General features: G+C 50.9%; 17 protein-coding genes. 13 read left to right on the forward strand and 4 right to left on the reverse strand.

Annotated features, from left to right (window positions below; genetic code table 11):
• The first annotated feature begins 89 nt into the window (after nucleotides 1–89).
• The 9 genes from BCM14_RS10090 to BCM14_RS10130 all read left to right on the forward strand — a co-directional run bounded on the left by BCM14_RS10090 (nucleotide 90) and on the right by BCM14_RS10130 (nucleotide 8,299).
• Nucleotides 90–1,319 carry a polyhydroxyalkanoate depolymerase gene (locus BCM14_RS10090; RefSeq protein WP_106227902.1) on the forward strand — a complete coding sequence of 410 codons (1,230 nt, stop codon included), beginning with the start codon at nucleotides 90–92 and terminating at the stop codon, nucleotides 1,317–1,319.
• A 10-nt stretch (nucleotides 1,320–1,329) separates the two neighbouring features.
• Nucleotides 1,330–1,935 (forward strand): RnfABCDGE type electron transport complex subunit B, encoded by a 606-nt coding sequence (locus tag BCM14_RS10095; RefSeq protein WP_106227903.1) that lies wholly within the window; start codon nucleotides 1,330–1,332, stop codon nucleotides 1,933–1,935.
• Complete coding sequence (gene nth, locus BCM14_RS10100; protein ID WP_106227904.1) at nucleotides 1,932–2,570, forward strand: endonuclease III; 639 nt, start codon at nucleotides 1,932–1,934, stop codon at nucleotides 2,568–2,570. Before BCM14_RS10095 ends, nth begins: the two co-directional genes overlap by 4 nt.
• 114 nt (nucleotides 2,571–2,684) lie before the next feature.
• The gene (locus BCM14_RS10105; protein WP_259673555.1) at nucleotides 2,685–3,464 is read left to right on the forward strand and encodes an ABC transporter ATP-binding protein; all 780 of its coding nucleotides are present in this window, start codon (nucleotides 2,685–2,687) and stop codon (nucleotides 3,462–3,464) included.
• Nucleotides 3,461–4,171 (forward strand): ABC transporter ATP-binding protein, encoded by a 711-nt coding sequence (locus tag BCM14_RS10110; protein ID WP_106227906.1) that lies wholly within the window; start codon nucleotides 3,461–3,463, stop codon nucleotides 4,169–4,171. Before BCM14_RS10105 ends, BCM14_RS10110 begins: the two co-directional genes overlap by 4 nt.
• 110 nt (nucleotides 4,172–4,281) lie before the next feature.
• Entirely contained in the window at nucleotides 4,282–5,493 is a 1,212-nt protein-coding gene (locus BCM14_RS10115; protein ID WP_106228019.1) for an ABC transporter substrate-binding protein, read from the forward strand.
• 69 nt (nucleotides 5,494–5,562) lie between these two features.
• Nucleotides 5,563–6,450: a branched-chain amino acid ABC transporter permease gene (locus BCM14_RS10120; protein WP_106227907.1), complete on the forward strand. Its 888-nt coding sequence runs from the start codon at nucleotides 5,563–5,565 to the stop codon at nucleotides 6,448–6,450.
• Nucleotides 6,447–7,430 (forward strand): branched-chain amino acid ABC transporter permease, encoded by a 984-nt coding sequence (locus BCM14_RS10125; RefSeq protein ID WP_106227908.1) that lies wholly within the window; start codon nucleotides 6,447–6,449, stop codon nucleotides 7,428–7,430. The genes BCM14_RS10120 and BCM14_RS10125 overlap by 4 nt, the downstream gene beginning before the upstream one ends.
• The gene (locus BCM14_RS10130) at nucleotides 7,427–8,299 is read left to right on the forward strand and encodes a metal-dependent hydrolase (RefSeq protein WP_106227909.1); all 873 of its coding nucleotides are present in this window, start codon (nucleotides 7,427–7,429) and stop codon (nucleotides 8,297–8,299) included. Before BCM14_RS10125 ends, BCM14_RS10130 begins: the two co-directional genes overlap by 4 nt.
• On the opposite strand, the gene BCM14_RS10135 is transcribed toward BCM14_RS10130, so the two are convergent.
• The 3 genes from BCM14_RS10135 to BCM14_RS10145 are packed head-to-tail and all read right to left on the reverse strand — an operon-like array spanning nucleotide 8,296 to nucleotide 10,140.
• The gene (locus BCM14_RS10135; RefSeq protein WP_106227910.1) at nucleotides 8,296–8,859 is read right to left on the reverse strand and encodes a biotin transporter BioY; all 564 of its coding nucleotides are present in this window, start codon (nucleotides 8,857–8,859) and stop codon (nucleotides 8,296–8,298) included. The genes BCM14_RS10130 and BCM14_RS10135 overlap by 4 nt on opposite strands.
• Before the next feature lie 4 nt (nucleotides 8,860–8,863).
• A complete protein-coding gene (locus tag BCM14_RS10140; protein ID WP_106227911.1) occupies nucleotides 8,864–9,466 on the reverse strand; it encodes an energy-coupling factor transporter transmembrane component T family protein in 603 nt (200 codons plus the stop codon).
• Nucleotides 9,463–10,140 carry an energy-coupling factor ABC transporter ATP-binding protein gene (locus tag BCM14_RS10145; RefSeq protein ID WP_106227912.1) on the reverse strand — a complete coding sequence of 226 codons (678 nt, stop codon included), beginning with the start codon at nucleotides 10,138–10,140 and terminating at the stop codon, nucleotides 9,463–9,465. Before BCM14_RS10145 ends, BCM14_RS10140 begins: the two co-directional genes overlap by 4 nt.
• 54 nt (nucleotides 10,141–10,194) lie before the next feature.
• Here BCM14_RS10145 and msrB point away from each other — a divergent pair, with 54 nt between their 5' ends.
• From msrB to BCM14_RS10165, 4 genes are read left to right on the forward strand one after another with little or no spacing between them, the layout of a single operon-like run.
• Nucleotides 10,195–10,599 (forward strand): peptide-methionine (R)-S-oxide reductase MsrB, encoded by a 405-nt coding sequence (gene msrB, locus BCM14_RS10150; RefSeq protein ID WP_106227913.1) that lies wholly within the window; start codon nucleotides 10,195–10,197, stop codon nucleotides 10,597–10,599.
• Complete coding sequence (locus BCM14_RS10155; protein WP_106227914.1) at nucleotides 10,596–11,159, forward strand: septation protein A; 564 nt, start codon at nucleotides 10,596–10,598, stop codon at nucleotides 11,157–11,159. The genes msrB and BCM14_RS10155 overlap by 4 nt, the downstream gene beginning before the upstream one ends.
• Nucleotides 11,156–11,434, forward strand: a complete 279-nt coding sequence (locus BCM14_RS10160) for a BolA family protein (protein ID WP_106227915.1) — start codon at nucleotides 11,156–11,158, stop codon at nucleotides 11,432–11,434. Before BCM14_RS10155 ends, BCM14_RS10160 begins: the two co-directional genes overlap by 4 nt.
• Nucleotides 11,431–12,207: a peptidylprolyl isomerase gene (locus tag BCM14_RS10165; RefSeq protein WP_106227916.1), complete on the forward strand. Its 777-nt coding sequence runs from the start codon at nucleotides 11,431–11,433 to the stop codon at nucleotides 12,205–12,207. The genes BCM14_RS10160 and BCM14_RS10165 overlap by 4 nt, the downstream gene beginning before the upstream one ends.
• Nucleotides 12,208–12,280: 73 nt before the next feature.
• On the opposite strand, the gene ligA is transcribed toward BCM14_RS10165, so the two are convergent.
• The gene (gene ligA / locus BCM14_RS10170) at nucleotides 12,281–14,317 is read right to left on the reverse strand and encodes an NAD-dependent DNA ligase LigA (protein ID WP_106227917.1); all 2,037 of its coding nucleotides are present in this window, start codon (nucleotides 14,315–14,317) and stop codon (nucleotides 12,281–12,283) included.
• Between the last annotated feature and the right edge of the window lie 2 nt (nucleotides 14,318–14,319).

A 14,319-nucleotide genomic window follows, 5' to 3' on the forward strand; every position in this document is an offset into this window, starting at 1 on the left:
TCGCTTTATCTTGTTGCGTTGCAACATGAGTTTGAGCGATAATCTGGGCACTAGAATAATTAAATAATCAATCAAACTAGGACTTAAGCATGCTTTATAAGTTACATGATGATGTACAGCACGCGATCCTTGGCCCGATGGCCACCTTTGCAAACATTGGTGCTGCACTATTTTCTCACCCCAGTAGTCCACTCGCTTACTCACCAGTAGCGCGCAATATCGCAGCCGGCTATGAGCTCATGCACCGAATTGGCAAACGCTACGAAAAGCCCGAATGGATGTTGACCGACACAGAAGTGAATGGCAAAAAAGTGTCTGTCTCAATAGAAACAGAAATGGCCACACCCTTCTGTAATTTGATCCATTTTGTGCGCGACCTCCCGGCGAAAACGGCTCAGACTCAGCCTAAATTACTTGTCGTTGCCCCGCTGTCGGGTCATCATTCAACGTTGTTGCGCGATACGGTGCGGGCATTAATACAAAACCACGATGTTTACGTCACGGATTGGGTCGACGCAAGAATGGTGCCTGCTTCGCACGGCCCCTTTCATCTCAATGACTACGTTAAGCTGGTACGCAGCTTTGTTGAGCATTTATCACCAGACTTGCATGTCGTCTCGGTCTGTCAACCTACAGTTCCCGTTCTGGCCGCTATCTCGCTGATGGCCTCTGACAAGAGCCCTGCCCTACCCAAGAGTATGGTCATGATGGGTGGGCCAATCGACCCGCGCTGTTCACCGACTCAAGTCAATAGACTGGCAACAACGCGTCCCTTTGAATGGTTCGAGAATGAAGTCATTCATTCTGTACCGCCGCGCCACCCCGGGTATGGTCGCAAGGTTTATCCTGGTTTTCTTCAGCATGCTGGCTTTATGGCAATGAATCCAGATCGTCACTTGAAATCTCATTACGATTTTTATGTTGATCTCCTGCGGGGCGATGAAGGTGATGCTGAAGCGCATCGTAGGTTCTATAACGAGTACAACGCCGTGCTCGATATGCCAGCCGAGTTCTACCTCGACACTATCCGCATGGTGTTTCAAAATTTTGACTTGCCAAACGGCACCTGGGAAGTTGACGGCAAGCTAGTTAAACCTGCAGATATCAAATCCGTTGCACTTTTCACGATTGAAGGCGAGTTAGACGATATTTCGGGGGAGGGGCAAACACGCGCTGCTCAAGACCTCTGCAAAGGCATCCCAGCTGCCAGAAAAAAACACTATACGGCACCTCAATGTGGCCATTACGGTATTTTTTCGGGTAGCCGTTGGCGCAACACCATCTGCCCACAAATAGCAGAGTTCGTTCGTCAAGCTTAAGTACTCGCCTATGCTAGCCGATCAGATCAACGATCTGCTGCCCCAGACGCAGTGTACGAAGTGCGGTTTCCAGGGCTGTCAGCCCTATGCTGAGGCCATCGCCACCGATCAGGCGGACATCAACCGATGCCCGCCCGGTGGCAACGAGGGCATCGTTAAACTTGCTCAATTGCTCAACCGCCGCCCCAGTGCACTAGATGAAAGTTGTGGCATTCATCATTCCTTGCAAGTCGCGCTCATTGATGAGAAACACTGCATTGGTTGCACGCTCTGTATTCAGGCGTGTCCAGTTGACGCCATTGTGGGGGCTGCAAAACGGATGCACACAGTCATCGCAGACCAATGCACGGGTTGCGATTTGTGTTTGATACCCTGTCCGGTTGACTGCATCACGATGGTTGACGTGACCCCAGCACGCACCTGGACGTCTGAAGATGCCAAGCGCGCACGAAGTCGCTACCAAAGCCGAAAAAACCGCGTCACTCAGGGGCCGGAGGCATTGCGTTTTGAACAAGAAAACGCCACACCACCCGATCCACGTCCTGCCAGCCCAGACAAGCAAACGTTGATTGCCCAGATGCTGGCAAAAGCGCGGGCGCGCAGAGCCCACACATGAACAGACAAAAGCGCTACGAAATTTTCTCACGGTTACGCTCAGCCAACCCAAATCCAACGACCGAGCTTGAATACCACAGCACCTTTCAGCTACTCATCGCTGTCATGCTGTCTGCACAAGCAACTGACAAATCGGTCAATCTGGCCACCCGCAAACTCTTCCCTAAATACGGTACACCGAAAGCACTCCTGAAATTGGGCGAAGCAGGCTTGTGTGAGTACGTCAAAAGTATTGGCTTGTATAAAACGAAAGCCAAAAATGTCATCACAACGTGCTCAATGCTCATTGAGCAACACGCGGGCGGAGTCCCAGATAATCGAGAAGCGCTTGAGGCCCTTCCCGGGGTCGGTCGCAAAACAGCTAATGTCGTGTTGAACACCGCTTTTGGCCAGCCTACGATGGCCGTGGATACGCACATATTCAGGGTATCAAACCGCACTGGGATAGCCCCTGGCAAAGATGTGCTTGAAGTCGAAGAAAAACTTCTTAAGTTCATCCCGGATGAATTTTTGCTCAACGCGCACCACTGGCTCATTTTGCTAGGTCGCTATGTATGTGTCGCTCGCACACCCAAATGTCCGCAGTGTGGCATTGCTGACTTATGCGAATACCGGAGCAAGACAAAAGCTCAATGAGTCAGACCATTGTCAAGTCATCCGACCTGCATCTGAACCCTATGACAAACCCGCATTGAAGTTTTTGCTGCACTTGCGCATAATCGGTTCCCTAAACTAGTGATACCGGATCCGATCAGCATGGGCGACATTATTCTTCAAACGCAAGGGCTCACCAAAGAGTTTCGTGGCTTCGTTGCAGTCAACGACGTCGCACTGAGCGTCAAGCGCGGACACATCCATGCGCTGATTGGCCCCAACGGTGCTGGCAAAACGACTTGTTTCAACCTGTTGACTAAATTTCTTGCACCAACTCGAGGCAAAATTCATTTCAATGGTGTTGATATTACCGGTGACCGCCCAGCACAAATCGCTCGTCGGGGCATTATTCGGTCATTTCAAATTTCAGCAGTCTTCCCTCACCTGACGGTACTTGAGAACGTACGGATTGGTTTGCAGCGGCCAACAGGCCTGTCTTTTCACTTCTGGCGCAGCGAGCGTTGTCTCGATCAACTGAATGAACGAGCGAGGCAGTTACTGGATCAAGTTGACTTGGGCGAATTTGCAGACACAATCACCGGTAGCCTTCCTTATGGTCGTAAGCGGGCACTCGAAATCGCAACGACCCTCGCGATGGATCCCGAATTAATGTTGCTTGATGAGCCGACGCAAGGAATGGGTCATGAGGATGTCGATCGTGTCACGCAATTAATTAAACGGGTGAGCGAAGGTCGTACCGTTTTGATGGTCGAACACAACATGAGCGTTATTTCTAAAATCGCAGACGAAATCACGGTACTTGCTCGAGGCAGCGTCCTCGCAGAAGGTGACTATGCCAGCGTCTCCCGTAATCCCCTCGTGATGGAGGCCTACATGGGCACCACACAGGGCGAGCTCGAAGGAGCACATGCATGAACATGCCCGCACTTGAAATCTCAGGTCTGAATGCCTGGTACGGTGAATCTCACATCCTTCACGGTGTGGATTTAACCGTCAATCAGGGTGAGGTCGTCACCTTACTGGGACGAAATGGAGCGGGTCGCACCACGACGCTCCGCTCAATATTGGGCCTGACTGGCACGCGCACAGGTTCAATCCGGATCCATGGCACAGAATCCATCGATATGCCGACCTACAAAGTTGCACACCTCGGGGTGGGTTATTGCCCGGAAGAGCGCGGCATCTTTGCCAGCCTCTCCTGTGAAGAAAATCTGCTGTTGCCGCCCCCGGTCGGTGCTCTTGGGGGTGGGATGTCGTTGTCGGAAATCTACGAGATGTTCCCCAACCTGCTCGAGAGAAAACATTCACCGGGCACCAGACTATCTGGTGGTGAGCAGCAAATGCTGGCAGTAGGCCGAATATTGCGTACTGGTGCAAACCTGTTGCTGCTGGATGAAATTTCAGAAGGACTTGCACCGGTAATCGTGCAAGCGCTCGCCCGGATGATCACGACACTGAAAGCAAAAGGCTACACCATTGTGATGGTGGAGCAGAACTTTCGGTTTGCTGCACCGCTGGCTGATCGCTTCTACGTCATGGAGCACGGGCAGATTGTTGAGCATTTTGACGCCGGCGAACTTGGTGCGAAACAAGGCGTGCTGAACGAGTTACTCGGGGTTTAAGCACCAGTTCCTTGTATTATCGCAATCTGGCCGTTATCGCCGAAGTTATCCCCTAGGTTGAATCGGTGCCTTGACCATGATCGATGGCTGGTGCCCAAAAGGAGAATTACGTGAAGTTAAGCAAATTAAACTCTGCCCTTGTCTTGGCTGGTCTGGCTTTAGGAAGCCAATTTGCCTCTGCTGCCGTTTCGGATGACGTCATTCGCATTGGTTATATCACCGACATGTCGGGTGTCTACGCCGATATCGACGGCCCTGCCGGCGCGGAAGCCATTCGCATGGCCATAGAAGATGCCGGTGGCAATATCAACGGCAAAAAAATTGAGCTCCTGATCGCAGATAACCAGAACAAGTCTGACATTGCAACTGCGCGCGCGCGCGAGTGGTTTGACCAGAAAAATCTCGACGTGCTCATCGGTGGCACAAACTCTGGCGTTAACCTCGCCCTGGCAACCGTTGCCGCTGAGAAGAAAAAGCCATTCATCTCGATTGGTGCGGGTACGTCCGATCTGACTAACAAACAATGTACACCCTACACTGTTCACTACGCCTACGACACCGTTGCGATGGCCAGAGGTACGGGTGCAGCAGTGGTCAATGACGGCGGTAAGACCTGGTTCTTTCTGACTGCTGATTACGCGTTCGGTCACGCTCTTGAGCGTGACACGACCGCGGTGATCAAAGCGAGCGGCGGAGAAATCAAAGGGACAGTAAAAGCCCCACTGAACACGGCTGACTTCTCGTCGTTCTTGCTCCAGGCACAAGGCTCAGGTGCACAAATTCTTGGTCTGGCCAACGCAGGCGGCGACGCGATCAACTCGATCAAAGCCGCTGATGAGTTCGGCATCACCAAAACCATGAAAATGGCTGGTCTGTTGCTGTTCATCAATGACATCCATGCGCTTGGTCTCAAAGCGACACAAGGTATGTACTTGACTGATGGCTGGTATTGGGATCAAAGTGAGGCTTCACGCGACTGGACTAAGAAATTTGTTGCCCGCAGCAAGCATCAACCTTCGATGTTGCACGCTGCCGACTACTCCTCGGTCAGTTTTTACCTGAAAGGCGTCAAAGAGACTGGATCAGACGATGGGGACACCATGATGAAATGGATGAAGTCCAACAAGGTCAACGATTTCTTTGCCAAAGAAGGTTACGTTCGTCAGGATGGCCGCATGATCCATGATATGTACCTCATGCAGGTAAAAACGCCCGCAGAATCGAAAGCCCCTTGGGATTATTACAAAGTGCTGGCAACGCTTCCGGGTGATCAGGTGTTTACCAAACTTTCTGAATCAACTTGCTCACTCATTAACAAGTAACACTAACAGGCCCTTGTTCTGGCAGACAAGGGCCTTTTGGTATTCATTATTTTTGCCATACGAAACACGATGATGACAATTTTTGGTATCCCGATACAGGCTTTTCTGGGGCAGCTATTGCTGGGCCTGGTCAATGGCTCTTTTTATGCAATTTTGTCTCTCGGCTTGGCAGTCATATTTGGCCTACTCAACGTCATTAATTTCGCTCACGGCGCGCTCTACATGCTGGGTGCCTTTCTTGCCTGGATGGGCTTAAGTTACTTTGGACTTAATTATTGGGTCATGCTCGCTGTTGCGCCTATTCTCGTTGGGCTGTTCGGTATCTTGATTGAAAAATTCATGCTCAAGCATCTCTACAAGCTTGATCATCTCTACGGATTGTTGCTGACCTTCGGTATCACCTTGATCCTCGAAGGATTATTGCGAAGCTTTTATGGTGTCTCTGGCTTGCCTTACGCCACGCCCGACGCGCTGCGTGGGGCCACAAACCTGGGCTTTATGATCCTGCCAAATTACCGGGCTTGGGTAGTCGTGGCTTCGGTAGTGGTATGTCTGTTTACATGGTTCATCATTGAGCGTACACGCTTAGGCGCATTGTTGCGTGCCGGGACGGAAAACCCCCGGCTGGTTGAAGCCTTTGGTGTGAATGTCCCCCTCATGATCACCTTGACTTACGGTTTTGGTGTTGCATTAGCTGGATTTGCGGGCGTGCTCGCTGCACCCGTTCTTCAGATTTCACCGCTGATGGGGTCCAACTTGATTATTGTGGTTTTTGCCGTTGTCGTGATTGGCGGAATGGGATCCATACTCGGTGCAATCGTTACAGGTCTGGGGCTCGGCATCATCGAGGGTTTAACCAAAGTTTTTTATCCAGAGGCCTCTAGCACCGTAGTATTTATCATCATGGCAATCGTCCTGCTTGTTCGTCCCGCCGGGCTTTTCGGGAAAGAAAAATGAATCGTAAAACGCTCGCCTACCTTGTTTTTCTGATTCTGCTCGCCTTTGTGCCCGTGCTAGGAATTTATCCTATCTTTGTCATGAAAATCATGTGCTACGCGCTCTTTGCATGCGCCTTTAATCTATTGCTTGGTTACACCGGACTGCTGTCATTCGGACATGCAGCTTTTCTCGGTACGTCAGCTTATACGCTGGGTCACGCCATTAAAGTCTGGGGTTTCTCACCAGAAATCGCAATGGTGATCGCAGTGCTGGCCTCAGGTTTACTTGGGCTGGCTATTGGTGCACTGGCGATCAAGCGCAGCGGAATCTACTTTGCCATGATCACGCTAGCCATGTCTCAAATGGTGTTCTTTTTCTTTCTTCAGGCAAAGTTCACGGGTGGCGAAGACGGTCTTCAAGGGGTGCCACGCGGCTTGCTATTTGGTCTAGTCGATTTAAAGAACGATATCAACCTTTACTACCTCGTGTTGTTTATTTTTGCCGCCGCTTATTTCCTTATCTGGCGAGTCGTTCATTCTCCATTCGGGCAAGTACTCAAAGCTTTGCGAGAGAATGAAGCAAGGACAATATCGCTTGGCTATGACGTTGATCGCTTCAAGCTACTTGCATTTGTGCTGTCAGCTATGCTGGCCGGTCTTGCCGGCGCGACCAAAACCTTGGTCTTTGTTTCGGCCACCCTGTCTGACGCCACGTGGCAAATGTCCGGTCTGGTTGTGCTGATGACACTGGTCGGCGGCATGGGAACACTGGTCGGGCCCGTCATTGGTGCCTTCATCATCGTGTTACTTGAAAATAAAGTTGGTGACTTCGGTGCGGCCCTTTATGATTGGACTGGGGTGGAATGGTTCAGCCACTTAGGTGAATCAGTGACCATCGTGATTGGCCTCATTTTCGTTGTGTGTGTGCTTGCATTCCGCAAAGGTATTGTCGGTGAACTTAACGCATGGTTTGAGCGTAAGCAAATGGAGAGAACATGAACTCTTTTAAAAAAGCCAGCTTGTCTTGCGGTCTTTCATTGATCGCACTCCTCTCCAGTGCGGTCGTTGTGTCGACCTCCTGGGCACAAGCCACAGCAAGTAAAACAGATACAGCGAGCGTGCGAACTGCCACACAGATCGAGTGGTTGGGTCAGGCTGGTTTTCGTATCACAACACCAGGCGGCAAGCTAATCGTGGTTGATCCCTGGATCAAAGGCGGGCCCAAAACGCCAGCAAAATACAAAAACGACTTCGCAGCTTTGGGCAAGATTGACCTCTTGCTCGTGAGCCACGGTCACGGTGATCACTTGGGTGATGCACCCGACTTGGCAAAGCTCAACAAAACCAAACTGTATGGCCCGGCGGACATGGTGACGCCACTGATCATGATCGGTGCCTTGCCTGCAGATTTGGGTCACCGTTTTAATAAATCCGGCACTGTCAAACCGCTGGAAGGTATCAAAGTTACAGCAGTGAGAGCCGATCACTCTTCACTGATCGTATGGCCAGACGCCCAGGGTAAACCTGTATCCCACGCAGGTGGCGAGCCAATCGGCTTTATTATTGAGTTGGAAAATGGCTTCAAAATCTGGCACATGGGCGATACAGGCCTGTTTACCGATATGGCCTTTATTGCCCAATATTACAAACCTGATCTGGTGATGATCCCAATTGGTGGCAACTTCACCATGGGTCCTGAAGAAGCGGCTTACGCTATCAAGACCTGGATTAAACCCAAGATGGTATTGCCCATGCACTACAACTCTAACCCTTTGACACCCGGCACCCTAGCTGAGTTTCAGGCGGCAATGAAAGGCAGCGATATCAAGATTGTTCCGATGACCGAAGGCCAGACACTGAATTTCTAAACGTTGATCGATCGCTTCACCTGGTAAGCCAGCACTGAAGCGATCACTGCCTTGACAATATCGATTGGGATAAAAATGGCAACTGCGACCATCGCTTTGATGGGTGTGAGGCCAGTCACCCAAATCATCCAAGGTACACCCAGGGCATAGACCACGACCACCCCGCCCGCTACACCGGCCAATACCCCTCGCGCGATTTGCCCCCCGGAGGATCTAGCCCGCCACTTGACTGCCTCTGACTGATACCCAAGCCAGCCCACGACGCTTGCACCTGGAATCATCCCAAGCAAAAAACCCCCAGTTGGGCCCGTTAGAACAGCCAAGCCCGCTCGACCACCCGGCAAAACAGGGATACCAACCAACGCCATGGACACGTAGAGCAAGACAACCAATGCCGCACGCAATGGACCCAATATCAAACCAACCAACATGACCCCCAGAAGCTGCAAGGTAACAGGGACGGGTATGACACCAATAGGAATAGGCGCAACCAAGGACAGCACGATCAGTAGCGCAGTCATTAACGCAATAAGAACAAGATCAATCGATTTGAGTTTCATTTTTTTACCTGTTTACTTGCCGGACATCAATTGCGTCTGCGATATCTTGCGCACGCCTTAACGTCCGCACAATCATGGGGACAATACATATCAAAACATGCCGATCCAGGCCTCGGGCCATTTGAGCTTCGCGGATCTCACGCCATTGCAGCGACAACTCGGGGATCATCCTGAGCGTCAAACCAAACGTCAGGGAAATTGTCGCGCTGTTCACCCATCCCAGACGATCCAAAGGTTTTAAACAAGTCTGGACGACACCCATCAACGCTGACACAGGCGTTGTCCACGACAACGCCAGCGCTAGCAAGAGCAGCGACAACATCCTTAACCCAGTCACTGAGGCAAGCTCCCAGCCTTGCAGCCAGGCACTGTAAACAAAAATCATCACGATCAACCCAAGAAAAGAACGTGCGCTTTGCCAAAGTTTCTTGGTGATCAAGCCAGCAGAAAAGAGCAAAATAATCACCCCTGACAACCCAGCGAGTTGGATCCAGACAATTTGGACATTAAGCAGAAAAGAGGAGAAAACCAATAAAAATAATAATTTATAACCAGCCCGCTGACGCTCAAGCCATGACTTCTCTGCCGCTTGGTTCGTCTGAGTCATGTGCAATGCTCTTGATACCAAGCGACGGAATCCATCGCTCTACCGTCTTGAACGACACGACCTTGATCGATAACCAAGACTCGATCCATTGTCTGCATCAACGCCAAATCATGGCTCACGACAACACAAGGCTGAGGGAGTTCAGCAAGCATGCGCGCGAAGCGTCTGGCATTTTTGAGATCCAGTTGTGTTGTCGGTTCGTCAAACAAGATAATCTCGGGCGAAGTTGCCAAAACCGCTGCCAAAGCAACCAGCTGTTTTTCACCACCAGATAGCGTGTGCACGACCCGATCAATCAAGTGCTCACAAGCGACCATGCTGAGGGCATCTCGAACAGCCTGCGCGCGAGCAGAGCGATCGGCAATTAATCGCCTGAGCCCCAGATCAATATCTTCACCAACAACCGGTAAAACAAGCTGATTATCGGGATTCTGAAAAATAAACCCAACCTTTCTGCGGATTTCGGATAGATGCCGGGAAACCTCGAGGCCATCAAGGATCACTTGACCAGTGCCTGCCAGGGTCAAACCATTGATCAAGCGCAACAAGGTGCTTTTGCCAGAGCCATTGGAGCCTAAAATACCTATCCGATGCTCTGATAGATCACACGCGAGTTCCTGCAGAACGCTGCGCTCATCGCGTATGACAGTGACATTTTTAAACTGGATTAACATGTACGAGGATTATGCAACAGAACTTTTTCCAATCTTTCAACTCAAAGAGCAGATATGGCAAAAATAAATAAAACTGACGCTGAGTGGCAAGCCCAACTCTCGCCGCAAGAGTACTACGTCGCCAGACAGAAAGGCACAGAACGCGCCTTCACGGGCCGTTACTGGGATCATAACCAGCACGGCATCTACCGTTGCGTCGGTTGCGGCACCGCGTTATTTGCTTCAGATACAAAATTCGATGCGGGCTGTGGCTGGCCTAGTTACTTTGACCCTATTAATCCAGAAAACGTTCGTGAAGAAAAAGACACCAGTCATGGCATGTTGCGGACAGAGGTAATTTGCAACGTCTGCGATAGCCACCTCGGCCATGTCTTCCCCGATGGTCCGCCACCGACAGGATTGCGATACTGCATCAACTCCCTTTCGCTGACCTTCGAACCAGTTGATCACCAGATATGAAAAAATTCTTGTTCGACTTGTTTCCACTGATTTTGTTCTTTGTCGCGTACAAAATCAGCGGTATTTACGCAGCAACGGCAGTCGCGATGGCCGCAGGGATTGCACAAATTATCTGGCTAAAATTGTCACGTAAGCCGATCGAGGGGATGCATTGGATCAACCTTGGCGTCATCGTCATCTTCGGTGGGGCCACCCTATGGCTAAAAGATGACACCTTCATCAAATGGAAGCCAACCGCCCTGTACTGGCTATTTGGCTCAGCCCTATTAGTGAGCCAATTCGCCTTAAAACGTAACTTGATGCAAAAGCTGCTGGGCGAAAAAGTCATCATGTCGCCCCACGCCTGGTCGAAAATGAATATCAGCTGGGCGGTTTTCTTTATCTGTGCTGGAATAGCCAACCTGTTCGTCGCTTTCTCAGGGCACTTCACGGAAGAGCAATGGGTGAACTTCAAGGTTTTCGGTTTGATGGGGCTCTTGGTCGTCTTCGTAATTGTGCAGTCGATCTGGCTGGGCAAGCACATGCAACCGGTCACCGAAAATAAAGGTGACGAGCCATGAGTTCCAATCCTCATTATGCTCTGCTGCAGGCAAGGCTCGAGACGCTAAATGCGCAAGAGCTACTGATTGAAGATGAGTCTCATCTCCATGCTGGCCATGCGGGCAACTCAGGTGGGGCCAGTCACTTTCGCGCCACGATCGTGGCCAACTGTTTTGAAACACTACCGATGATTGCGCAACATCGACTGGTGTATGATCTCGTGCGCGATTTAATCCCCTTCCCGATCCACGCGTTAGCGTTAAAGACTCGGGCGCCCTCAAAAGGAACTTCATGAAACGTATCGCTATGCTGACGGCAGCAATTTTGATTGCCTCACCTGTTTTGGCTCAAAACATCGCAACAGTAAACGGCAAAGCCATCACCCAGAAAAGCATGGATCAATTTGTTGAACTGCTGAAAGGCCAAGGCGCGACAGACTCACCCGAACTGCGCAAGCAAGTCAAAGAAGAGATGATTAATCGCCAGGTCATGGTGCAGGCGGCAGAGAAAGAAGGCATTGCTAAAGACGCTAACGTCGTGACTGAGCTCGAATTAGCGCGGCAAGGCATTTTGGTACGTGCGCTCATGGCTGATTACCTCAAAAAGAATGCGATTAGCGATGCTGATTTGAAAGCCGAATATGACAAGCTCAAAAAGGCAGAAGAAGGTGTCATGGAATACCGCGTTCGCCATATTCTGGTTGAGGACGAAAAGAATGCGAACGACATTCTTGCCAAACTGAAGAATAAATCAGACAAGTTTGAAGACTTGGCTAAAAAGAATTCGAAAGATCCGGGCAGTGCCGACAAAGGCGGTGAACTTGATTGGGCGCCTGCCACGAACTACGTTGAGCCCTTCGCTGAGGCGGTCAAAGCCACCGCGAAAGGTGCTTTAGCTGATAAACCTGTTAAAACCCAGTTCGGCTGGCACATCATTGAAGTCGAGGATACTCGTCCAGTCGAAATACCAAGTTTTGACAAAGTAAGACCACAAATGGAAGAGCGTATGCGTCAGCAAACACTTGCCAAGTATCAGCAAGCGTTGCGCGATAAAGCGAAAATTCAATAAACCATCTGCAGCAAATATTTGAAATAAATATTTGCCTTAAACAAGCCACAATCTCTAACGGTTTGTGGCTTTTTTAATGGAGCATCGATCGCAACACAGCTTCGTCGATCACCGGCACACCAAGCTCAGTGGCCTTAGCCAACTTGCTGCCAGCATCACTACCGGCAACGACAAAGCTGGTTTTCTTTGATACGGACCCACTCACCTTACCGCCAGCGGCCAAAATCTCGGCGGCAGCTTCATCGCGAGACCAAACCGGTAGCGTCCCAGTCAGCACAAAGGTTTTTCCGTTAAGGGCCGACAGCTGTGCGACGGGCTCTGGCTCGGGAACGATACCTTGCGCATTCAGCGCAATCACGATGTCAAGATTATGCTGCTCTGCAAAGAACCGTTTAATCGAACCCGCAACAACCGGGCCCACATCGGGTGCAGCTTGCAAGGCGTCGATATCCGCATCGACCAGGGATTGTATCGATCCGAAGTGTCTCGCCAAATCACGAGCTGTGGTCTCTCCCACATGCCTGATCCCCAGCGAAAAGATCAAGCGCCCCAGCGTTGGTCGTCGAGCGGCCTGGATCGAATCCACCACATTTTGTGCCGATTTCTCACCCATACGGTCGTATTCGGCGAGCTCTGTAACCGTCAAACTGAACAGATCGACGATTGAATGCAAACGATCACGTTCAACCAGTTGATCGATCAGTTTCTCTCCCAATCCTTCGATATCAAGCGCCTTACGACTGACAGCGTGCAAAAGACTTTGTTTGCGTTGAGCAGCGCAGAACAAACCACCCGTGCATCTCGCAATGGTCTCGTCGTCCACTCTCTCAATGGCAGATCCGCAAACGGGGCAGGCGACGGGCATCACAAAATACCGAGCGTCAACGGGGCGCCGCGCCAGGATAGGCGCAACGACCTCTGGAATGACGTCCCCTGCTCGTCTCACAACGACACGATCACCGATCCATAAATCTTTACGACGAATTTCATCCTCGTTATGCAAAGTAGCATTCGTGACCGTCACACCCCCGACAAACACAGGGTCTAATCGGGCAACCGGTGTGATCGCCCCCGTCCGGCCAACCTGCACGTCAATACCAAGTAAGGTGGTGGTTGCCTCTTGTGCGGGGAATTTATGCGCAATGGCGAAACGCGGTGCGCGAGCAACGTAACCCAGAACTCGTTGTGCCGCCAGATCATTGACTTTGTAGACGACACCGTCAATGTCATAACCCAGTGTGGCTCGTTTTTCGCCCACACGCTGGTAATAGGTCAGCAACTGTGTCGCACCCTGGGCAAGGAAGTGCTCGGTGTGATTGACCGGCAATCCCAAAGTAGCAAACCAGTCCAGCATCTCGCTATGTAACGCGGGCATTTCGCGCGAAACCTCGCCCCAACCATAAGCAAAAAATCTAAGTGGTCGTTGAGCAGTAATTCGGGGATCCAACTGACGCAGGCTCCCTGCAGCCGCGTTGCGTGGATTCACGAATATTTTGTCCCCTCTGCTAGCTTGCGTTTCATTCAGCAAAGCAAAGTCTGCCGCATTCATGAATATTTCACCGCGCACTTCGAGGACAGCGGGTACTGGTTCGTGATCCTCTCGAAGTTTGAGTGGAATGGATTTGATTGTTTTAATATTGGCCGTAACATCTTCGCCAGTCTGACCGTCTCCGCGTGTTGCCGCTTGAACCAGCAGGCCATTTTCATAGCGGATATTGATCGCGAGTCCGTCGAGTTTCAGTTCACAGAAATACTCGACAGCACCATCAGAGGTGAGCTTGCCTGCAGCACGCAGTGCATCGCCCACCCGCTTATCAAAGGCTCTCAGCTCATCCTCTTCAAAGGCATTGCCGAGAGACAACATTGGGACTTGGTGTGTGACACCACCAAGCGCGCTTAGCGGTGCTGATCCCACCCGCTGAGTCGGTGACTCTGGACTAATCAGTTGCGGATGTGCTGCTTCGATAGCGACTAACTCACCCATCAAGGCATCATATTCGACGTCCGAGATAGAGGGTGAATCATTGATGTAATAGCTGTGATTGTGCTGATCGATTTCTTTGCGCAACTGCGCAATTCGCTCGCTCGCCGCAATGAAATCAAGCATCATTC

The sequence above is a fragment of the Jezberella montanilacus genome (assembly GCF_003003055.1).
Classification (GTDB): domain Bacteria; phylum Pseudomonadota; class Gammaproteobacteria; order Burkholderiales; family Burkholderiaceae_B; genus Zwartia; species Zwartia montanilacus.